This is a genomic window from Pseudomonas jessenii (genome assembly GCF_002236115.1).
GTDB classification, from domain to species: Bacteria; Pseudomonadota; Gammaproteobacteria; order Pseudomonadales; family Pseudomonadaceae; genus Aquipseudomonas; species Aquipseudomonas jessenii.
Genome location: NZ_NIWT01000006.1, coordinates 497,141 through 518,998, shown reverse-complemented (window position 1 = coordinate 518,998; position 21,858 = coordinate 497,141). Strand labels below are relative to the sequence as shown.

At 59.1% G+C, this 21,858-nt stretch carries 21 protein-coding genes; 10 read left to right on the top strand and 11 right to left on the bottom strand.

Annotated features, from left to right (window positions below; all coding sequences use genetic code 11):
• Positions 1-97 precede the first annotated feature (97 nt).
• A complete protein-coding gene (locus PSJE_RS22415; RefSeq protein WP_090452856.1) occupies positions 98-868 on the top strand; it encodes a hypothetical protein in 771 nt (256 codons plus the stop codon).
• An 82-nt stretch (positions 869-950) separates the two neighbouring features.
• The gene (locus tag PSJE_RS22410; protein WP_090452855.1) at positions 951-1,634 is read left to right on the top strand and encodes a hypothetical protein; all 684 of its coding nucleotides are present in this window, start codon (positions 951-953) and stop codon (positions 1,632-1,634) included.
• Between the two features lie 72 nt (positions 1,635-1,706).
• On the opposite strand, the gene PSJE_RS22405 is transcribed toward PSJE_RS22410, so the two are convergent.
• Positions 1,707-3,776, bottom strand: coding sequence for an AsmA family protein (locus PSJE_RS22405; protein WP_090452853.1), 2,070 nt, complete (start codon positions 3,774-3,776; stop codon positions 1,707-1,709).
• Positions 3,777-4,163: 387 nt separating this feature from the next.
• On the opposite strand from PSJE_RS22405, the gene PSJE_RS22400 reads away from it, so the two are divergent.
• The 7 genes from PSJE_RS22400 to PSJE_RS22370 all read left to right on the top strand — a co-directional run bounded on the left by PSJE_RS22400 (position 4,164) and on the right by PSJE_RS22370 (position 9,443).
• Entirely contained in the window at positions 4,164-4,634 is a 471-nt protein-coding gene (locus tag PSJE_RS22400; RefSeq protein WP_057712211.1) for a hypothetical protein, read from the top strand.
• 172 nt (positions 4,635-4,806) lie between these two features.
• Entirely contained in the window at positions 4,807-5,439 is a 633-nt protein-coding gene (locus PSJE_RS22395; protein WP_057712212.1) for a TetR family transcriptional regulator, read from the top strand.
• Between the two features lie 285 nt (positions 5,440-5,724).
• Positions 5,725-6,225, top strand: a complete 501-nt coding sequence (gene ureE / locus PSJE_RS22390) for an urease accessory protein UreE (RefSeq protein ID WP_057712213.1) — start codon at positions 5,725-5,727, stop codon at positions 6,223-6,225.
• Entirely contained in the window at positions 6,222-6,896 is a 675-nt protein-coding gene (locus PSJE_RS22385; protein ID WP_090452852.1) for an urease accessory protein UreF, read from the top strand. Before ureE ends, PSJE_RS22385 begins: the two co-directional genes overlap by 4 nt.
• Before the next feature lie 23 nt (positions 6,897-6,919).
• Positions 6,920-7,534 carry an urease accessory protein UreG gene (gene ureG / locus PSJE_RS22380; RefSeq protein ID WP_090452850.1) on the top strand — a complete coding sequence of 205 codons (615 nt, stop codon included), beginning with the start codon at positions 6,920-6,922 and terminating at the stop codon, positions 7,532-7,534.
• Positions 7,535-7,563: 29 nt separating this feature from the next.
• Complete coding sequence (locus tag PSJE_RS22375; RefSeq protein WP_090452848.1) at positions 7,564-8,136, top strand: HupE/UreJ family protein; 573 nt, start codon at positions 7,564-7,566, stop codon at positions 8,134-8,136.
• A 173-nt stretch (positions 8,137-8,309) separates the two neighbouring features.
• Positions 8,310-9,443: an AGE family epimerase/isomerase gene (locus PSJE_RS22370; RefSeq protein WP_090452847.1), complete on the top strand. Its 1,134-nt coding sequence runs from the start codon at positions 8,310-8,312 to the stop codon at positions 9,441-9,443.
• A 23-nt stretch (positions 9,444-9,466) separates the two neighbouring features.
• Here PSJE_RS22370 and PSJE_RS22365 read toward each other — a convergent pair whose 3' ends face one another.
• The 10 genes from PSJE_RS22365 to amaB form a co-directional block, all read right to left on the bottom strand.
• On the bottom strand, positions 9,467-10,372 hold the full coding sequence (locus PSJE_RS22365) for a cation diffusion facilitator family transporter (RefSeq protein WP_090452845.1): 906 nt from the start codon (positions 10,370-10,372) through the stop codon (positions 9,467-9,469).
• Positions 10,373-10,590: 218 nt separating this feature from the next.
• Positions 10,591-11,352: an SDR family oxidoreductase gene (locus PSJE_RS22360; RefSeq protein WP_056725413.1), complete on the bottom strand. Its 762-nt coding sequence runs from the start codon at positions 11,350-11,352 to the stop codon at positions 10,591-10,593.
• 297 nt (positions 11,353-11,649) lie between these two features.
• The gene (locus tag PSJE_RS22355) at positions 11,650-11,898 is read right to left on the bottom strand and encodes a hypothetical protein (protein WP_090452843.1); all 249 of its coding nucleotides are present in this window, start codon (positions 11,896-11,898) and stop codon (positions 11,650-11,652) included.
• A gap of 292 nt (positions 11,899-12,190) precedes the next feature.
• Positions 12,191-12,907 carry an ABC transporter ATP-binding protein gene (locus PSJE_RS22350; protein WP_057712220.1) on the bottom strand — a complete coding sequence of 239 codons (717 nt, stop codon included), beginning with the start codon at positions 12,905-12,907 and terminating at the stop codon, positions 12,191-12,193.
• A complete protein-coding gene (locus PSJE_RS22345) occupies positions 12,904-13,776 on the bottom strand; it encodes an ABC transporter ATP-binding protein (protein ID WP_090452841.1) in 873 nt (290 codons plus the stop codon). The genes PSJE_RS22350 and PSJE_RS22345 overlap by 4 nt, the downstream gene beginning before the upstream one ends.
• Positions 13,773-15,056 (bottom strand): high-affinity branched-chain amino acid ABC transporter permease LivM, encoded by a 1,284-nt coding sequence (gene livM / locus PSJE_RS22340; protein ID WP_090452840.1) that lies wholly within the window; start codon positions 15,054-15,056, stop codon positions 13,773-13,775. The genes PSJE_RS22345 and livM overlap by 4 nt, the downstream gene beginning before the upstream one ends.
• A gap of 3 nt (positions 15,057-15,059) precedes the next feature.
• Positions 15,060-15,974 (bottom strand): ABC transporter permease subunit, encoded by a 915-nt coding sequence (locus tag PSJE_RS22335; protein WP_007979705.1) that lies wholly within the window; start codon positions 15,972-15,974, stop codon positions 15,060-15,062.
• A gap of 240 nt (positions 15,975-16,214) precedes the next feature.
• Positions 16,215-17,348, bottom strand: coding sequence for an ABC transporter substrate-binding protein (locus tag PSJE_RS22330; RefSeq protein WP_008048115.1), 1,134 nt, complete (start codon positions 17,346-17,348; stop codon positions 16,215-16,217).
• A 362-nt stretch (positions 17,349-17,710) separates the two neighbouring features.
• On the bottom strand, positions 17,711-18,994 hold the full coding sequence (amaA, locus tag PSJE_RS22325; protein ID WP_057712223.1) for an L-pipecolate oxidase: 1,284 nt from the start codon (positions 18,992-18,994) through the stop codon (positions 17,711-17,713).
• A 154-nt stretch (positions 18,995-19,148) separates the two neighbouring features.
• On the bottom strand, positions 19,149-20,639 hold the full coding sequence (gene amaB, locus PSJE_RS22320; RefSeq protein WP_090452838.1) for an L-piperidine-6-carboxylate dehydrogenase: 1,491 nt from the start codon (positions 20,637-20,639) through the stop codon (positions 19,149-19,151).
• A 174-nt stretch (positions 20,640-20,813) separates the two neighbouring features.
• On the opposite strand from amaB, the gene PSJE_RS22315 reads away from it, so the two are divergent.
• The gene (locus PSJE_RS22315) at positions 20,814-21,725 is read left to right on the top strand and encodes a LysR family transcriptional regulator (RefSeq protein ID WP_090452836.1); all 912 of its coding nucleotides are present in this window, start codon (positions 20,814-20,816) and stop codon (positions 21,723-21,725) included.
• The last annotated feature ends 133 nt before the right edge of the window (positions 21,726-21,858 follow it).

The window sequence follows — 21,858 nt, the reverse complement described above, 5'->3', positions numbered from 1 at the left end:
GAAGTTACAAACCAAAACTAGACTTTTAAATCTATAAACCTACTCTAACAACCACAGCCAGCCGGCTGCTCACACCAATAAGTAAAGGATTACTTTCATGCTACTTGAACAACGACTCGAATTTATTGATTCCCTGCCAGCATTACCTATCATCACGCAGCGCTCGGCACCTGTATTTTCTACGCTCTTGAACAAACCTGAACATGATATCAACAAACCAACTGCCAGCGTCATGCCTGATACTATCGATGCCTTCCTGCCCGGCGTTTCGCAGGAAATCATCGACGACGTCAATTTGTGCAAACTGGTCATGCAAAACGCCGCCACCAAACTCTACCCCGAAGATGAAAAACTCTTCGAGTGGTATCGCTACTATGTTGACGGCCTGAGCAAACTGGGCTGGGTGACTCAAAACCGGAACATACAGGAGGTCACGATCAAGAGAGTTGGCCTGACGATGGATCAGGTTGCCCTGGAAGTGGCTGCAGGATTGATTGGCGGTAATGCGGCTCAAATACTGAGCAACGTTGCGAAAAAAGCAGTTGAGATGGTGCAAAACAATCCGGGTGCCATCACCATTTTTGAGAAAAACAAAAAGCTTGGCACTCAGGCAAAATTCGATATCGCACCCATCTGGGTCGATAAAAATGGGCAACCCAACATGATCCTTAACTGCATATCCCTCGATGCGAGGGAAAGCACGCGCGGTATCCTGTTCTGGAAATCGACCCGACAGTCCACCACTATCAAAACAGGTGCTGTTCGTACTCACCTTGATATTGAAACGTTCTCCGGGATACGCAACGCCGTATATAAAAAATATCAGGCAGACGGACAAAAATTCATCGAAAACCTGCCGGACTTCTAATCGCTTTACCACATATTTAAATCGGCAATAAAATTGCCGATTTAAATATGCTACCGCGCAAGCCTCTGCGCAGGAAAAACTTATGAAAAAAGCACCGTTCGATATTTACCTAGTCAATGGAAACATCACGATCTTTTGCGGCTCGCACACGGACAGCTTTAAGAAAGACATACTAGCCTCCAGCCTGCTGGGCGATCTGGTGGCCTCAAAGAAAAGTGGCAACCGTGAAATATCGTGGCCAGCTTATACAGATACCGTTCAAAAAGTCGGCTGGGCTGTTGGCAGCCGAGCGACTCAGCAACTCAAGTTTGAAAACAGCAGCCTTTTAAATATTGTTGAGCAAAGCACCGGGAGTGCCCTGCCACAAGATGAACGGCTAGCGCTGGCCAACGCATTTGAGCAACTGACAAGACTCCAGCCTGACTCACTGGCGGTCAGGGCAATCGTCGAGAAACTCCAAAGTAACGCCACCGTGAGCAATGCCTACGCAGACATAGCGGTTTCCACGGCCGCATTACTGACGATCATTCGCAACAATAAGACCGTGGTAACCCTGCAAATGGCGTTCAAAACAGCTCAGGAGATTGCAATCGATATTCTCGACCAGCCGGTTTTGAGCGTCACCCACGAACACAAGACCAACATTTGGCTGATGAGTAGCGTCCTGGATGGGCGCTTTTACAATCAGGTAAGAGATGACGTTCTCAAGAAAGTGGGGCTTAACATCGAAACAAAGCTGCTGCATATCCCTGCCCCCCCGGCTTGAATTGAATGATCCAGCCTTGCAAGACGTTCAAGCGCCCCTGAATCGGAGCGTTTGAACTGTCTCCGGCAACCTTCAGTTTTTTACCGTCTTCGGCGCCTTGCCCGCCTTCATCTGCTCCAGCAACGGCGCGCACTGGTTCGGCTCGCCGCCACTCGGCGCTATCAGCGCCAACAACCCTGCCGCCGGTGCGGCGATCACGCCTAACGCGACCATCCCGGCTCCACGCAACATCAACGGCACGGCCTTGACCCCCGCATCGGGCTTGATGAACTTGCCCCGCACGTACAGCGGCGAACGCAACGAAATCAAACGCCAGCCCTTTGATTCCGGGGTGATGGTCAGGTCCAGTTGTTCGGTCGCCATGTTCGCCGTGCCATCGATGTAAACAATGGCGTTCTCGGTGTCGAACACAAACAAGCGGGTACTCGCCAGGCCGGACTGGATGCCGAAGTCGGCGGCGGCGCAGTTGATCTTCACTTCCTTGTCGCCAAAGATCTTGCCGACCACGTAGTTGCCGACGTTCAGCCCGGCCAACTCCATCAACTCGCGACTGATAGCGCCATCGTTAATCAGCATTTTCAGATTGCCATTGGCGCTGCCCAGCAGTTTAGCCACCGAATTGCCGCGCCCGCTGATATCACCGTCGCCGTTCAGTTCGCCGAAACTGGTTTTCATCGGTTCAAAGCCGGGGAACAACTGCTTGAGCTTGAAGCCTCGCGCCGTGAGTCTGGCATGGCCCTCCAGCGGATCGGTGTGGCCGTTCAGGCGAATCTGCGCATCCAGCTTGCCGCCGGCTACGCCGAAACGCAGCGGCTCGAGGCTGAGCACGCCATCGGTGAGTACCAGATGGGTATAGAGATCGTTGAACGGCAGTTTTTCGCTGTGCACGATGCGCTTGCCGGTGAACTCGACATCGGCGTCCATATCGCGCCAGCGATCGGTCTTGAACTCTTCGACCGGCAGCACTTTGTCCGCCGGTTGTTTGCTGTCACCGCCTCGGGCCTTCTGCTCGGCGTTGGAGTCGGCACCAATCAGCGGTGCCAGGTCAGCGAACAGCAATTGATTGGACAACAGCGAACCGCTGAGCTTTGGCCGTGGCTGGCTGGCCACGTAGGTCAGGTTGCCATGGATGTCACTTTCACCGATCTTGCCGTTGAATTCTTCATAGTGGAATACCGCGCCACCCGGCTCGTGTAACTTGGCGATCAGATGGCCGTCGGTGGCATAGGGTGGCGTGTCCGGCAGGATCACGCCGGTCAGCGGGTAGAGATTGCCCAGACTGGTACCGGCCAGTTTCAGGCGCAGGTCCAGGGCGCCGAGGTTCAGCGGATCGGTCAGGGTGCCGGCCAGTTCGACGCTGGAATCGGCGATTTTTACCTGTGCCTGAAGCGGAAACGGCCGTGCCGCGTCCTGCAACGCCAACAGCCCGCCAATCTTGCCCTGGCCCGCGAGTTTCTGGCCGTGGTACTGGCCGTTGACCTTGAGGGCGAATGCATAGTCCTGGGGTGACGAACCCTTCTTCTGCGCGGCCTTCGCCGCTTTGTCGCCGACGATATCGCTGAACGGAATCGGCTTGCCCAATGGATCGATCAGTACGTCGAGTTGGGTCTTCAGGTTCTGGTCGTCGAGGGTGACATGCCCCTTGTCAAAGCCGATCGCTCCGATATCCACCACCCAGCTCGAAGGCTCGGCGTCCGGGTCCTTTGGGTCGAGTTTGAAGGTCCAGTTGGCGCGCCCGTCAGCCAGGCGTTGCAGGTGGGCATTGGGCTCGGTGAGATCGATACGCGGGATCACCACCCGCTGCGCCAGCAATGCCAAGGGTGAAATACGCAGCTCCACCCGTTTGAGGGTGACCATCTGCGGCTGTTTCGACCAGTCGGGATTGCCCAGGCTCAAGTCTTCGGCCACCACATGAGGCCACGGTACCCAGGCGCGCCAGCCGCCTTCATCGGGCTCGGGTTGCCAGACCACCGACAGATTGCCGTTGATGGCGAAAGCGCGGTGCAGCTCTTCGGAAACTTTGGCGTTGAGCGGCGCTTTGATCCGGTTCCAGTCGAAGAACACGATGATCAGCACCAGCATCACCAACAAGGTAAGGAAAGTGGAAAGGGTCCAGACCAACGTCTTTTGAGTGCGCGTCATTGCACAGGGCTCCTGATACGACCGGGCGCCCCGACTGCGACGCACATGTGAAACGGTGAGCCGCAAACGGCTCGCCATGCAAATTACGACTGATAAAAACCCGACAGGTTTAATCGGTAGACCGATTTCGCCGATTTCGCCCAGTCCAATACTGACCAGTCGGTCGACCTGCGTTACCGGACCTGCACTTTTGCACAACACAGGTGGGTCGAAAACACCCACAAAAGTGCAAGACAACTCGCCGAAAACGCCCGGCCTAGGGCCTCCGCAGCAAACAATCAATTCCGTTGATTATTACCATTGCGTTTATGAACTTTCATATCGATTTATCGAGAGTAGCATTGCTCTCGTACCCACTTATTCGCACCCCCACGGAGCAAAACAATCATGAAACGCCAACTACTGCTTAGCCTTACACTTTCGATGCTGGCCAGCACTGCCTTTGCCCTGCCAGCAGCTGACCAGGCCACCCCACAAGTGAAACAAGACCACTCGGTGTTCAGCCAGACCGTCGCCGCCGATGGTTCCGACCGCACCCCACAAGGCCAGACCCTTGCCGAAGGCGGTAATGATCGCCTGAAAGAAAAAGGCCTGATTACTCAGGATGGCTCGGACCGTACTCCACAGGGCCAAACCCTGGCTGCCGATGGTTCCGATCGTACCCCACAAGGCCAGACCCTTGCCGCTGACGGTTCGGATCGCACCCCACAAGGTCAAACCCTGGCTGCTGATGGTTCCGACCGTACTCCACAAGGCCAGACCCTTGCCGCCGACGGTTCGGATCGCACTCCACAAGGTCAAACCCTTGCTGAAGGCGGTGGTGACCGCGTGATCGAACGCAACAGCGCCGTGAGCTAAGCTCCGTGGCCGCCTTGAAAAAAAGCCCAATCCCCGGATTGGGCTTTTGAATTTTCATAGGCCCGCTTGATAGATTCCACACATCCCCGCGTGATCCCCCCACAGTCGTTCGACGCCGGCAAAGCCGATTTGCTAGAGTGCGCCGCGTCCCTGTCCAGAAAACGCCCTTGCGATGCTGCCCCGCGCCGAACAGAAACAACAAACCCGTAACGCCCTGATGGACGCTGCCCGGCGCCTGATGGATGGCGGCCGAGGATTCGGCAGCCTGAGCCTGCGCGAAGTCGCGAAAACCGCCGGCATCGTACCGACCGGTTTCTACCGCCATTTTGCCGATATGGATGAATTGGGCCTGGTACTGGTCAGCGAAGTCGGCCAGACATTCCGCGAAACCATTCGCCTGGTACGACACAACGAGTTCGTGATGGGCGGCATCATCGATGCCTCGGTGCGGATCTTTCTCGATGTGGTTAGCGCCAACCGTTCGCAGTTCCTGTTTCTTGCCCGTGAGCAGTACGGCGGTTCGGTGCCGGTGCGCCAGGCCATCGGCCGTTTGCGTGAAAACATCAGCTCGGACCTGGCGGCGGATTTGTCACTGATGCCGAAACTGCAGCATCTGGACATCGCCGACCTGAGCGTCATGGCGGATCTGATCGTCAAGAGCGTGTTCGCCACCCTGCCGGACATCATCGATCCGCCAGCCGAAGCCTTGCCAGAGCACCTCACGCCCCAGGCGAAAATCACCCAGCAGTTGCGGTTTATCTTTATCGGCCTCAAGCATTGGCAAGGGCTCGGCAGCACTGAGTAACTTTCTGTGGATGAAATCCCTGTGGGAGCGAGCCTGCTCGCGATGAGGGCATGACATCCACCATCGATGTGACAGTTCCACCGCCATCGCGAGCAAGCTCGCTCCCACATTAAACCTCGCCGCTTTAACTTGGTGCGTAAATCAAAAACAACGCACCAACTTCAACCAAAATACTCACTCCATCGATACCAGTCCTACGCCACCGTCAGGCATTTCCTACACATCATGCCGATTGGCAAGCCCCTTGCTCTAGCCTGAGCATTGTCCATTGCTGGAAGCCTTCCGATGCTGGTGATTCATCGCAGAATCGACCCTCAACCCGTTTGGGCCGCCGAACTGCACCTGACGTTCGAAGCCCGCAGCAAAAGCCGATTGCGCTGTTTCAGTGCCGAGGGTGAAGACGTCGGGTTGTTTTTGGAGCGCGGCCAGCCGCCGTTGCGTGACGGCGAATGCCTGCAAGCCGAAGACGGGCGAATCGTGCGCGTCTGCGCCCGTCCCGAACAACTGCTGCATGTCACCTGCGCCAATGCCTTCGAACTGACCCGCGCAGCCTATCACCTGGGCAACCGCCATGTCGCCCTGCAGGTCGGCGACGGCTGGTTGCGCCTGCTCGACGACTACGTGCTCAAGGCCATGCTCGAACAACTCGGTGCCGTTGCCGTGAACATCGAGGCGCCATTCCAGCCGGAACATGGCGCCTACGGCGGTGGCCATCACCACTCGCGTCACGGCGATGAAGACTTCAACTACGCGCCGAAACTGCACCAGTTCGGCGTACGCACATGAACCCGGCCTGGGCGCTGTTGCGCCTGGCCAGTCCGCAATTGCCGATTGGCGGCTACAGCTACTCCCAGGGCCTTGAAATGGCTGTGGATAACGGCCGTGTTCACGACCCCGACAGTGCGCGACGCTGGATCAGCGATCAGTTGCTGCTGAATCTGGCACGCTTCGAAGCACCCTTGCTGCTCGCCCATTGCGTGGCCGCCAGCGAGGAAAACTGGGACGAATTGCTGCAACGCTGCGAGGAACACCGCGCCAGCCGCGAAACCCGTGAGCTGCATCAGGAGAGCCGGCAGATGGGCTACTCGTTGCAGCAATTGCTCAATGGCTTGCCGGAGCTCGACGCCCCAGCCCGCGCCTTCCTCGAACAGCGCAGCGAGCCACATCTGGCCCTGGGTTGGGCGTTGGCCGCGCGCGCCTGGCAGATCAGCCCGCAGGACGCCCTGGCCGCATGGCTCTGGAGCTGGCTGGAAAACCAGTTGGCGGTGCTGATGAAGACCCTGCCCCTGGGTCAGCAAGCAGCTCAACGCCTGACCAGCGAACTGTTGCCGCTGCTTCAACAGGCTCAACAGAACGCCACTCGAATCGATCCCGATCATTACGGCAGCGCCGCTTTCGGCCTGTCCCTGGCGTGTATGGCCCACGAGCGCCAGTACAGCCGTCTGTTCCGTTCCTAGGGCCATTTACTTTGGAGAATCACATGAACGCACAACCCCTGCGCGTCGGTATCGGCGGCCCGGTCGGCTCCGGCAAAACCGCCCTGACCCTGGCCCTGTGCCTGGCCCTGCGCGAGCGTTACAACCTGGCCGTCGTGACCAACGACATCTACACCCGCGAAGACGCAGATTTTCTGGTGCGCAACGAAGCCCTGGCACCGGAGCGCATCATCGGCGTGGAAACCGGTGGCTGCCCGCACACGGCCATCCGCGAAGACGCCTCGATCAACCTCGAAGCCGTGGATCAGCTCAACCGCCGCTTTCCGGGGCTGGACCTGATTCTCGTGGAGTCCGGTGGCGACAACCTCTCCGCGACCTTCAGCCCGGAACTGTCCGACCTGACCATCTACGTGATCGACGTCTCGGCCGGCGACAAGCTGCCACGCAAGGGCGGGCCGGGAATCTGCAAATCCGACCTGCTGGTGATCAACAAGATCGACCTGGCACCTCTGGTCGGCGCCTCGCTGGAGATGATGAACAGCGATACCCAACGCATGCGCAACGGCAAACCCTTTGTCTTCAGCAATCAGAAAACCGGCCTGGGCCTGGAAGAGATCATTGCCTTCATCGAACGCCAGGGTTTGCTGACCGCGGCCTGATCACGACTTATCAACAAGGAAGCTTATCCATGACACTCAAACGCATTTTCGGCGCCCTGGCCCTGCTGCTGACTCCGACCCTCGCCTTCGCCCATCCGGGACACGGCGACAACGGCTTGATCGCCGGTATCAGCCACCCACTTGGCGGTCTCGATCACTTGCTGGCAATGCTCGCGGTCGGCCTGTGGGCAGCACAGCAGCAAGGCGCCGCACGCTGGGCGCTGCCATGTGCCTTTGTCGGCACTATGTTGATTGGCGGGCTGTTGGGTTTTGAAGGATTGAACCTGCCGACACTGGAGAGCGGGATTGCCGCTTCCGTATTGGCTTTGGGGCTGGCGGTTGCCCTGGCAGTGCGTCCACCGTTGGTGATGGCGGTGGGTGCGACTGCGTTGTTTGCGCTGTTTCATGGTGTCGCGCACGGGCTGGAACTGCCGGAAATGTCGAGCCCCTGGACCTACGCCGCAGGCTTTGTTGCGGCGACGGCGGTGTTGCACGCGGCGGGTTATGCGCTGGTGCGGGTGTTGCCGCTGGCCGCAGCGCCCCTGGTGCGACTGGCGGGCGCGGCTTCGGCGGCGACTGGCGTGTGGTTGCTGGCAGGTTGACTCTCTGGTGTCTGACCCGGCCCCATCGCGAGCAGGCTCGCTCCCACATTGTTCCTGTGGATATAGTTCCATTGTGGGAGCGAGCCTGCTCGCGATGGCGGCCTGACAGACACCACCCCTCTCAGGCCTGTTAACATGTCGCGCAATCGCCCCTGCCGTGACGACGCCAGCCAATGCCGCCTGTTTCCCGCTCTGCCTCTCAGCCTGAATTGACCGCCCTGTTCGCCTCGGTGCAACAGCATTTCCTGAACGTCATCGTGCCGCTCTGGCAAGGTCCGGGCTGGAACGCCGATATGGCGTTGCCTTATGAGGCGCTGGATGCCAAACACCAACCGCTGCCACCGCAACGCTACCGGGCCATGGCCTGTGCGCGGCAGTTGTATCTGTTTGCCAGCCTGATCGGTCAGGTGCCGGGCGCCGAAGAGCGTGCCGCCGCGTTGTTCCGCTCCTTGCAGCGGCACTTCCACGATGCCGAGCACGGCGGCTGGTTCTACAGTGTCGATGCACAAGGTGCGCCGCTGGATCAGCGCAAGGATCTCTACACCCACGCCTTCATCCTGTTCGCCTGCGCCCATTACTGGGACAAGGTCCGCGAGCCGCTGGTGGAGTCGGTGCTCAATGCCTCGCTGGAAGTGGTCGCGCAGCGTTTCGCCACGGACGACGGTCTGTACGAAGCCACGCTCGACCGCGACTGGGCATCGCTGGACAGCGGCCCTTTGCAAAACCCGCTGATGCACCTGGCCGAAGCTTTCCTCGCCACCCTGTCGGTGCGTGAAGACCTCGACGTGCAACAGGCGCTCGTCGGGTTATGCACAGCCATGCACGCGCGCTTTATCGATCCGCAGCACGGCGTGTTGATGGAAAAACCGCTGGGGTCTGTGGATAACTGGTTTGAACCGGGGCATCAGTTCGAGTGGTACTTCCTGTTGGAATCTTCGGCACTGTTGCGCAATTCGACGCTGCATGCCGATCTGGAGCGGGCCTTCGCCTTTACCGAGCAAGTGGGCGTTGATCAGCAGACTGGCGCCGTGCGGGCGATGCTCGATTTCGCAGCCGATGGCGGTACCCGGGACGCCACGCAACGCATCTGGGCCCAGGCCGAGTACCTACGTGCATTAACGCTGCGCCCGGACAGCGAAGCGGCTGTACTGCGTCAATTGCAGGCATTGCAGCAGCGCTCGCTGCATGACGGCGGCTGGTACGAGTGCCGTGACGAGCACGGAGAAGTCAGCCGCCGCGACATGCCGTCGACCACGCCTTATCACCTGGCGACCTGTTATCGCGGGTTGGCGCAGTATCTCGGCTGACTGAGTGGCAAGAGGAAATCCAATCACTCAATCCACTTGCGGTCCCCGGTAAAGCTGATGGTCAGCCATCGTGCGGCATCCGGCTCGCCAAGCTTCGTGGAGATTTCCTCGCGCAAACTGTCCAGTTGCCCCACACCGTCCAGCCAGTAATCCTTCGGCAATACGATGTGAATCTCGATAAAACAGGCCCTGCCGTGTTTCTGCACGTAGGAAATGTAATCGTCGAAACCATGCTCGACTTTCGCCACCTCCATCACCTGACGCACCTTGTCGTCCAGTTGATCCGGGACGATCCCCAGCACATCGCGCAAGGCCGGCCCGAGGATTTTGAACGCCGGGGGGAGCATGCCCAAGGCCAGCAGAATCAGGATCATCGGGTCGACATACACCGCCCACTTGTCGTAACCCTGAGTCTTGAGCAGCAGCGCGATGAGGAAACTCACCAGCAGTCCCGCCGACAGCATCGCGTCCACCAGCCAACTGATGTTGTCGAACTGGATCAGCGATGAGTTGAGCGTGCGATTGCGTTGGCGGACGTAGAAGAAATAAATGAGCTCAACGACAGTGAAGAAGGCCGCGTAGAAAATCACCAGACCGAGTTCGACTTCGCGACCACCACTGATGATGCCGAACACACCGTTGAGAAAGGCATAAACGGCCACCAGGAATATGAAACTGCCTTCGATCACCAGCACCATGGGCTCCAGGTGCCAGGAACCGAACTGAAAGCGATGGTTGCTTTCCTTGGCGATCAGCCGGGCGGTGATCAGCATCAGGACCTTGATGAAGGCCGCGATCAACGAAAAGAAGCCATCGAACAGAATGGATTGGGCGCCCGAAACAAAACCGGTGATGATCCCGGCGAATGTCACGGCGAGCATCAGGAAGGTCGATTGTTTGAGCAGCGCCTGCTCGCCTCGATTACTCACTTGATCTCCTCAGATACCTCTAGACCGCCGGGTGCGGCGGATTGCTTGAGGGAGGAGTCTAGCTGATGTCCGGTTTTGACCGCTCTTGTAGCGAGGGGGCTTGCCCCCGTTCGGCTGCGGAGCAGTCGCAAACCGGTGGATGAAGTACATCTGAAAATTGAGCGCTATGGTTTCGGGGCTGCTCCGCAGCCCAACGGGGGCAAGCCCCCTCGCCACAATTAAGACTTACGCTCGATTGCAAAACCAGCCCAGGTCTGGCTCACCGGCATCAGCTCCAGGCTGTTGATGTTGATGTGCGCCGGGGCATTGAGCACCCAGAAGATTGTCTCGGCGATGTCTTGCGGCTGAATCGGCTCGGCGCCAGCGTAAGTGGCGTTGTAGCGCTCCTGGTCACCGGCAAAACGCACCAGCGAGAACTCGCTCTCGCACAGGCCCGGCTCGATGTTGCTGACCCGCACGCCCGTGCCTTGCAGGTCGCAGCGCAGGTTCACGGAGAACTGTTTGACGAACGCCTTGGTCGCGCCATACACGTGGCTGCCCGGGTACGGGTAGTTGCCGGCGATGGACCCCAGGTTGACGATACCGGCACCACGACCGTGGGCGATGAGGCGCGGCAACAGCAGACGGGTGCTGTACATCAGGCCTTTGACGTTGGTATCGACCATGGTGTCCCAATCGTCCAGGTCGCACTTGGGCGCCGGATCAACCCCCAGGGCCAGCCCGGCGTTGTTGATCAACCCGCGCAGTTTTGCAAAGGATGGCGGCAGATTGGCAATCGCCTCCTCCATGGCCTTGCGATCACGCACATCGAGCACCAGGCCATGGACTTCGGTCTGCTTCGACAGCTCGGCGCACAACGCATTGAGGCGCTCTTCACGACGGCCAGTCAGCACCAGTTTCCAGCCGGCCTCGGCAAAACGACGGGCACAGGCTTCACCAAAACCGGAGGTCGCGCCGGTAATAAACAGGGTGTTGGACATCGTGTTCTCCTTGCTTCGGCTGATCGCCAGCCATTGGAATAGAAAATCAGCAGGCAGCATGCCCGGCCTTGTTCACAGCGGCAACCACTGTTCAATCTGTTCAAAAAACGCTCAATCCCGGCAACCCCTTGACCAGCGTGGCCTACAGCCATGTGCGCGCATGTTATCCACAGGCCGGTCCACAGTCTTTGGGGGCAAGTGGAAAAGCTGCAAGCCGCTATCCACAAGGCTTTGCGCGGGGTTTTGAAACTTTTTTGCTTGACCCTCAACCGCCTGCTGTGTAGCCCTTGGCCATTTTCATGACTGACGGGTCAAACCGGCGATGGCGCCAAGCCAGTAACCACGGCCTTCAGCCGAGTCTTTCCAGAGTTTAGTCACAGACTTATCCACAGGCTTGTCCACGCCGATTCCATGCATTTTCATCCCGAACAAAAAGGTTGACAAAGCAGCCTGCAAGCTGCGCAAAAACACCTGATCAAAAAACAACCACACCTCTACAAGCCACGGTTTAAAAGGCCTGCAGCCAGCTACTCCCACGTTATTCACAGCCGGTTCCACAGCAAACGGGGACAAGTCAAAACCGTGACAAAACAACTATTTGCAGCGTCTTTATGTCGCGCTTTGCGAGCTTGGGAATATTGTTTTCCACAATTTCCCAGAGGCATGCCAAAACCTGTGGGAGCGAGCTTGCTCGCGATGACAGCGGCACAGCTTGCATCGTGGAGACTGACACACCGCTATCGCGAGCAAGCTCGCTCCCACAGGGTTCAGTGGTGTTTAGAAGATGTAAAAAAGCCCCGGCGATTGCGCGCCGGGGCTTGTGCATAACAAAGCAGACTCAGTGCCCGCCGAGATAGGCGCTACGCACATCCTCGTTGACCAACAACTCTTTGCCAGTGCCGGTCATGCGGATTTCGCCGTTGACCATCACGTAAGCCCGGTCAGACAACCGCAGGGCGTGGTTGGCGTTTTGCTCCACCAGGAAAATGGTCATGCCGGTCTTGGCCAATTCCCGCAGGGTGGCGAAGATCTGCTTCACCACGATCGGCGCCAGGCCCAGGCTTGGCTCATCGAGCAGCAACAACTTGGGCCGGCTCATCAGGGCCCGGGCGATGGCGAGCATCTGCTGCTCGCCGCCGGACATGGTCATCGCCCGCTGGGTACGCCGCTCTTCAAGCCTGGGGAACAGCTCGAACATGCGCTGCATATCCTCCTTGGCGTACTTGTCACCGATAGGGATGGTGCCCATCAGCAGGTTCTCCTCGACAGTCATGTCGGGGAACACCCGCCGCCCTTCCGGCGATTGCGCAATGCCGTTGGAGGCGATGTAGTGGGACGACTTGTGGGTAATGTCCACGCCCTGATAGAGGATCTGTCCGTCCGCCGCCCTTGGCTGGCCGAAGATCGACATCAGCAGGGTCGACTTGCCGGCACCATTGGAGCCGATCAGGCTGACGGTTTCCCCTTCGTTGATGTGCAGCGAGACACCTTTAAGGGCCTGGATCGGCCCGTAAAACACGTCCAGTTCCTTGAGCTCGAGGATGGGTTTACTCATACCACCTCCTCTTCTTCCGCGCCCAGATAAGCGGCGATCACTTTCGGGTCGTTGCGAATGTCGTCGGGGCCACCCTCGGCGATGACGATGCCGTGGTCCAGCACCACAATGTGGTCGGAGATACTCATAACCATGCCCATGTCGTGTTCGATCAGCACCACGGTCAGATCGTGCTCGTCGCGCAGCAGCCGGATCATCGCGCTCAGCGCTTCGGTTTCCTGAGGGTTGAGGCCGGCGGCCGGTTCGTCGAGGCAGATGATCTGCGGACGGGTGCACATGGCCCGGGCGATTTCCAGGCGGCGTTGCTGACCGTAGGACAGCTCACCGGCCAGGCGGTTGGCGCAGTCCACCAGATCCACCACTTCCAGCCAGTAGAACGCGTGGTCCAGCGCATCGCTTTCGGCCTTGCGATAGCCCTTGGTGTTGAGGATGCCGGCGAGCATGCTGCGATTGACCCACATGTGCTGGGCCACCAGCAGGTTTTCCAGCACCGACATTTCCTTGAACAGGCGAATGTTCTGGAAGGTCCGCGCCAGGCCGGCGCGGTTCACCAGGTGGGTGCCGCCGAACATCTTGTAGCGCATCCGGGTGATGAAGCTTTTTGGCGAAACGAAGTCGGTCGGCTTGAACGATTCGCCGAGCAACTGGATGACATTGGTCTGTTGCCCACGCACGTTGAGCTCGATCTTGCCGCCGGAGGCCTTGTAGAACCCGGTCAGGCAGTTGAACACGGTGGTCTTGCCGGCGCCGTTGGGGCCGATCAGGGCGAAGATCGAGTTGCGCTTGACCTTCAGGCTGACATCATTCAACGCCTTGATGCCGCCGAAGTGCATCATCAGTTTTTCTACACTGAGTACGACTTCGCTCATGGCGCTACTCCTTTACGCGGGGTCACACCGGTACGGCTGATCCGAATCAGGCCGCGCGGTCGCCAGATCATCATCAACACCATCAGGATGCCGAACAGCAGCACGCGGTACTCGGCGAAGCCACGCAGCAGCTCCGGGGCGACGGTCAGCACGAAGGCTGCAATTACGACGCCTATGGTCGAACCCATGCCACCCAGTACCACGATGGCGAGGATCAGTGCCGATTCGAAGAAGGTGAACGAGGTCGGGTTGACGAAGCCCTGGTAGGTGGCGAAGAACACCCCGGCCAGACCGGCCGTCGAGGCGCCGATGGTGAACGCCGAGAGCTTGACCAGCACGTGGTTCAGACCCATGGAGCGGCAGGCGATTTCGTCTTCGCGCAGGGCTTCCCAGGCGCGGCCGACCGGCATGCGGGTCAGGCGATGCTTGATGTGCAGCACGGCCAGGACCACCAGGAACAACACGGCGTAGATGAAGTAGTACTTCACGTCGGGGTTGTAGGCGATGCCGAAGAACTCATGGAACGGCACCCCGCCCTCTTTCGCCCTTTTTCCGAACTCGATGCCGAAGAAAGTGGGCAACGGCGCTGCCATGCCATTCGGGCCGCCGGTCAGGGTCAGCCAGTTATTGAGGATCAACCGAATGATTTCACCGAAGCCCAGGGTCACGATCGCCAGGTAATCACCGTGCAGGCGCAGCACCGGGAAACCGAGGATGCAACCGGCCAGTCCGGCGGTAATCGCCGCCAGCGGCAACACCGTCCAGAAGCCCAGCCCAAGATACTGATAACCGAGCGCCAGGCCGTAGGCACCGATGGCGTAGAACGCCACGTAACCAAGGTCGAGCAGGCCGGCCAGGCCGACCACGATGTTCAGCCCCAGCCCCAGCAGCACGTAGATCAGCCCGAGGATGACCACGCCCAACAGGTACGAGTTGGAGAAAAACGGGAATACCACCGCGATAACAATCATCAGCGGGATGATCCAGCGCAACCGGGATTTGTAATCAGGTGGCAGTACATGGACCCCGGATCCGGTGGTTTCAAAACCCTCGAGGATCCTCAGGCCCTTGGGGGTTTGCAGGAACAGGCTAAGGGCAAAACGGCCGGCCATGACGATGGCGACAATCCAGGCCACCCGGGTCGCTTCCAGGTTGAAGCCGTAGCCGTCGAGGACTACGCCGACAATCGGGCCGAACACAATCAGGGCCACCAGGCCGGCAAGAATCGCGTCAACCAGGCTTCTTTTGAGATCAATGGTTTTTTTAGTGGTTGAAGACATCGCTTACACCTTCGACACAAGAGGACGGCCGAGCAGGCCTTGGGGCCGAAAGACCAGAACGAGAACGAGCAGCGAGAAGCTGAAAACGTCTTTGTAGTCCGAGTTCACCAGACCGGAAAACAGCGACTCGGAAATCCCGAGAATGATCCCGCCGAGCATCGCGCCGGGCAGTGAACCAATCCCGCCGAGCACCGCGGCAGTGAACGCCTTGATCCCGATGATGAAGCCGGCATAGAAGTCGAATGTGCCGTAGTTCATGGTGATCAGCACGCCGGCCAGGGCCGCCATCGCTGCACCGATGATGAACACGTAGGAAATCACCCGATCGGTGTTGATCCCCAGGATCGAAGCCATCTTGCGGTCTTGCTGGGTTGCACGGCACATGCGGCCGAGCTTGGTGTACTTGATGACGTAGGTCAGCAGGCCCATCCCGACGAACGCTGCAACCAGAATGAAGACCTTGGTGTAGGTCAACTGAACGAAACCGGTACCGATATCAACGCGCCAGGCACCCGAGAGCAAAGTCGGAACGCCTTGTTGCTTCGCGCCCTGGGAGATCTGTGCGTAGTTTTGCAGGATCAGAGAGATACCGATCGCACTGATCAGCGGTGCGAGTCGAGTGGAGTTACGCAGGGGTTTGTAGGCGACACGCTCGATGACCCAGCCATACACCGCCGTGACGACGATGGTGAAGATCAGTGTGCCAAGCATCAGCAGCGGGAAAGATTCGATACCGAAGTAAGCCAGCAGAGCCAGACTGATTGCCGCGAGGTAAGCGGAAATCATGTAAACCTCGCCGTGGGCGAAGTTGATCATGCCGATGATGCCATAGACCATTGTGTAGCCGATGGCGATCAGGCCATAGACCGACCCGAGGGTCAGGCCGTTGACCAGTTGCTGCAGGAAAATACCATCCATAACGCAATCTCACGCAATGAGAACCTGCACATGTGGCTGTGCGGTTCCTCTAAGGAAAATACAGATATACGTCGGAGCAATGTCAGCCACGATCAGGCAGGCCACCACGGCCCCCTGTAGGAGCGAGCTTGCTCGCGATTGCGGTTTAACATTCAACGAATGAGTTGCCTGCCGGTCCGTCATCGCGAGCAAGCTCGCTCCCACAGGGGAACCGTGGGGTTCACCCAATTGAGTCAGCCCTTACTTCTGTTTTTCCAGCTGGTGGTATTTGCCATCCTTGTCCCACTGGTAAACCACGTAGTCGGAGATTTTCAGGTCGCCCTTGCTGTCCCAGGTCTTCTCGCCCATGACGGTCTTGACCGGGTTTTTCTTCAGCCATGCAGCCGCTTCTTCGCCCTTGTTGGACTTGGCGCCGTTGAAGGCTGCTGCCAGGGTCTGGACCGAAGCGTAGGCGTACAGGGTGTAGCCTTCAGGCTCGGTACCGGCCTTGCGGAAGGCGTCTACCACGGTCTTGCTGTCTGGCAGCAGGCGTGGGTCGGCGCCGAAGGTCATCAGCACGCCGTCAACGAATTGCGGGCCGCCAGCGGTGGTCACCAGTTCGTCGGTCACGATGCCGTCGTCGGACATGAACTTGACGTCCTTGAGGCCTTGTTCACGCAGTTGACGCACCAGAGGACCGGCTTCCGGGTGCAGACCACCGAAGTAGACGACGTCAGCGCCGGCGCCGCGGATCTTGGTCACGATGGTGCTGAAGTCTTTCTCGCCACGGGTCAGGCCTTCATACAGCACAGGCGTTACGCCGCGCTTGACCAGTTGAGCCTTGGTAGCATCCGCCAGGCCCTGGCCGTAGGTGTCCTTGTCGTGCAGCACGACAACTTTCTTGCCCTTGAGCACGTCGACGATGTAGTCGCCGGCCACGATGCCTTGCTGGTCGTCACGCCCGCACATACGGAACATGGCGCTCAGGCCGCGCTCGGTAACGGCCGGGTTGGTGGAACCCGGGGTGATGGCGATGATGCCTGCTTCGTCGTAGATCTCGGAGGCCGGAATGGTCGAGGAGGAGCAGAAGTGACCGACTACGCCGGCGACTTTCTGGTTGGTCAGGTCCTTGGCGACCGTCACAGCCTGTTTCGGTTCGCAGGCGTCATCGCCCTTGACCAGTACGATTTTTTCCCCGTTAACCCCGCCAGCCGCGTTGACCGCATCGGCCGCGGCCTGTGCACCCTTCATGTACTGTTCGCCAAATGCCGCGTTGGCGCCCGTCATTGGTCCCGCTACGCCGATCTTGATGTCAGCCTGAGCAAACGCAGAAACACCCAGCGCAGTTGCCACTGCGAGGGCCAGAAAGCCTTTCTTGTAAAACGTCTGGGACATGAGGTGGTGCTCCATGGTTTTTTTAATTGGCACTGCGACTTCACTGAATGCTCAGAGCAAGGGCCGTGCCATCGGTTTTTTATTCTGAAAAAAGTCGCTGCTTTCTTGTTATTTCGACTGTTTCGGTCCCATTTTCATTGGGCGTGCAACCGTCTAAACCGCGGAAGGTAAAACCATTTTTTATTTGAGGCGCAACCCGACTGCGCCATCATTGCAACCGCGGCTTTAAACAACGTGCAACCAGCCTGTAACAACGTGCGTCACCGAAGTGCACACTGCTGGTGCGGAACTGCTACAACCCGCACCACTACAGGCTAGCCGCAGATCGAAAAAGCGCCGCCTCCCACTGCAAAAATCAACATTCAGATCACGATCCGCAGGCACTGGCCCGCGTGATACAGCGAGAATCCCGCCTCATACAGACAGCTGCGCAACCCCACCCCGGCCAATGGCTGCATGGGTGCAAAGGGAATCGGTAGCGCTTGAGGATTTCCGTTACACAGGTAATCGGCAAAGGCCTTGCCGACGACCGTGCCCGTGGTCACGCCCCGGCCGTTGTAACCGGTGACTGCCACCAAACCGGGCGCCGGTTCGAACAGGCGCATCAAATGATCGGGGGTGAAGGCGATGCAACCGGTCCAGGTGCACTCCCATTCCACCGGCTTGAGGTACGGGAAATAGTGTTGCTGCACGCGGTCGGCCCAGGCCTTGAGGAACCAGGCCGGTTTCTGATTGCCATTACCGAGACTGCCAAGCAGCAGGCGACCGTCTTTGTCTCGACGGATACTGCTGAGCACTTGGCGGGTGTCCCAGGAACCCTGGCCACCGGGCAGAATTTGTCGGGCGGCTTCTTCGGTCAGCGGCACCGAGGCCACCTGATAGTAATAACCGGGGAAGAAATTGCGCCGCAGCTCCGTCCAGTCGCCTTCGGTGTAGGCATTGGAGGCAATCACCACTTTCTCGGCCATGACCGAGCCCTGGGCAGTCTGTACTGACCAGCGCTGACCCTGACGTTCGAGTCGGGTGACCGGGGAATGATCGAACAATTGACCGCCCAGGCCGATGGCCGCTTTGGCCAGCCCCGTGGTGTAGGCCATCGGGTTGAGTGTGCCGGCGCGGCGATCGAGCAATGCCGCGGCGATCTTTTTCGTGCCGGTGGCTTGCTCGCAGGCCTGACCGGTGAGCAGCTCTACGGGCGCACCGCGACGCTTCCATTGTTCTTCACGACTGCGCAAGTCGGCCTCGCCACGGGCGTTATGCGCCATGTGCAGCGTACCTTCGCGGCGCAACTGGCAATCGATGTTGTACTTGTCCACAAGGCTGAACACCAGGGAAGGCGCCGCCCCCAGCATGCGGTTGAGCTGGCTGCCAACCGCCTCGCCAAACCCGGCTTCGATCTCGTCCGGGGGAATCCACATCCCGGCATTGACCAGCCCGACGTTGCGCCCGGAACCACCATGACCGGCGCGATGGGCCTCCAGCACGCAAACAGTCTTGCCTTGCTCCAGCAGATGCACCGCCGCCGACAAACCGGTAAACCCGGCGCCGATGACGCAGACATCCACCGTGACCTCACCCTTGAGGGCCGAATTGTCCGGCCTTTGCGGCGTCAGTTTTTCCCACAGACACTCTTCGCGTAACGGCATTGCCAGACTCCAAGCAGAAACCTAACAAACACATACTTCAAATGTGGGAGCGGGCTTGCTCGCGAAAAACGTCAGGGCAACACGGTTATGCAGCAAACACGCGTTATCGTTGACGTCCATCGCGAGCAAGCTCGCTCCTACAGGAAGGCACCTGTCAATCGAACGTGATGCCCTGCGCCAACGGCAATTCCAGCGAATAGTTCACGGTGTTGGTCTGGCGGCGCATGTAGCCGCGCCATGCATCGGAGCCGGACTCACGACCGCCGCCGGTTTCTTTCTCGCCACCAAACGCGCCGCCGATTTCCGCGCCGCTCGGGCCGATGTTGACGTTGGCAATGCCGCAGTCGCTGCCCACCGCCGACATGAACTGCTCGGCTTCACGCACGTCGGTGGTAAAGATGCACGAGGACAGGCCTTGTGGCACGGCGTTGTTCAGGCGCATGGCTTCCTGGAAATCGCTGTAGCCAACCACGTACAGGATTGGAGCGAAGGTTTCGTGGCAGACCACATCGCTTTGCTCCGGCATTTCAACGATGGCCGGCGAGACGTAATAGGCGTTAGGGAATTTGTCTTCCAGTTGGCGCTTGCCGCCAAACACCCGGCCGCCTTCGCTCAAGGCCTGCTCAAGCGCGTCCTGCATGTTTTCGAAGCTGTGCTTGTCGATCAGCGGACCAATCAGATTGCCTTCCAGTGGGTTGCCGATACGCACTTTGGAGTAAGCGGCTTTCAGGCGAGTGACGATTTCTTCTTTCACCGACTCATGGGCAATCAGGCGACGCAACGTGGTGCAACGCTGACCGGCAGTGCCGACGGCGCTGAACAGGATGGCTCGTACGGCCATGTCCAGGTCGGCGCTTGGGCCGAGGATCATCGCGTTGTTGCCACCCAGTTCGAGGATGCTGCGGGCAAAACGCGCGGCGATTTTCGGCGCCACTTCACGGCCCATGCGGGTGCTGCCAGTGGCGCTGACCAGCGCGACACGCGGATCATCGACCAGGGCTTCGCCGGCATCGCGACCACCAATAATCACCTGGCTCAAGTGCGGTGGCGCATCGCTGAAGTTCTTCAGCACGCGATCGAACAGCGCCTGGCAAGCCAGTGCGGTCAGTGGCGTCTTTTCCGACGGCTTCCAGATCACCGGGTTGCCGCAGACCAGCGCCAGCGTGGCGTTCCAGGCCCAGACCGCCACCGGGAAGTTGAACGCACTGATCACCCCGACAACGCCCAGCGGATGCCAGGTTTCGCGCATGTGGTGGCCAGGACGCTCGGAGGCAATGGTCAGACCGTACAACTGACGGGACAGGCCGACGGCGAAGTCGCAGATGTCGATCATTTCCTGAACTTCACCCAGGCCTTCCTGGGTGATCTTGCCGGCCTCCCACGACACCAGCTCGCCGAGGTCGGCCTTGTATTCACGCAGAATGTCACCCAGTTGCCGCACCAGCTCGCCACGGCGCGGTGCCGGAACCTTGCGCCACAGTTCGAACGCATGATCTGCGCGACTGATGTGTTGCTCGACTTCAGCAGCGCCTTCCCAGTTGACGGCGGCGATCCTGCTGCCATCGATCGGCGAATGCACCGGCACTTTGCCGTTCTGGTACAGGGCCGGGTTCACACCTAGACGATCAAGCAATGCGGCAACCATGGGTCACTCCTCAAGCAAAAGACAGAACACGTGCAGCCGGAAAATCACGGCTGATCAGACCTGTAGTTTTAGCTGCCCGGAGGTTACTCAACAAACGACCTTTAAGAGAGATATCATTCCGTTTATTCATGCTGTGCATTGCTGGCAATAAGAAACAAGAACCAAGGACCGCCCATGCTGAATAAACGCTACTTGCCATCGATCGCTGCATTGCAGTGCTTCGAGGCCGTCACCCGGCATTTGAGCTTCACCCGGGCCGCCGAAGAGTTGAACCTGACCCAAAGCGCCGTGAGCAAACAGGTCGCGCAACTCGAAGAGCTGTTGCAGCACCTGCTGTTTCGCCGGGTGCGCCGCCGCCTGCAGATGACGCCGGCTGGCGATCTGTACCTGGTTGAGGTGCGAAAAATCCTCACGCAGGTCGAGATGTCGACCCATTACCTGCGTTCCTACGGCGGCGAAACAGAAGTCCTGCGGGTTTCGACGCCCCCCACTTTCGGTGCACGCTGGCTGGTGCCGCGCCTGAAAGGCTGGCGCCTGCGGCATCCGTCGATCCATCTGGACCTGTGCAGCGAGCAGGAAGCCGACGACCTGCTGCAAGGTCGCAGCGACCTGGCGTTCTACTTCGGCCAGGGCTCACGGCCCGGCACCGAATGCCTGAAGCTGTTCGGCGAAGAGCTGGTGCCGGTGTGCGCCCCGGGCAGCCTGCCGGACGCACCGTTTACCGATCCGACACAGCTGACGGACCTGGTCCTGCTGCAAAACGCCTCCCGCCCCCAGGCCTGGCATGACTGGTTCGACCATCAGGGCTACCACACCGAGCACAGCTACCACGGACCGCGCTTCGAAACCTTTTACATGTGCATCCGCGCCGCCCAGGTCGGCTGCGGCGTGGCGCTGTTACCCCGTTTTCTGGTGGAAGAGGAACTGGCCGACGGCAAGCTGGTCATTCCCTGGCAGCATGCAATGCCCAGCACCGACGCCTACTACCTGGCGTACCCGGAGCACTCGGCGGAAGTCCCCAAGGTGCGGGACTTTGTGAAGTGGATGCTGGAGCAGATCGATAGCCCGGAATCGGTGCAACATTAAGCCCCTGCACAATCCCTGTGGGAGCGAGCTTGCTCGCGATGGCGTCATTGAATTCAATATTTGAATTGCCTGTCAGTCCGCTATCGCGAGCAAGCTCGCTCCCACAAGGATCTGCTGCAGGCTAAAAAATTGC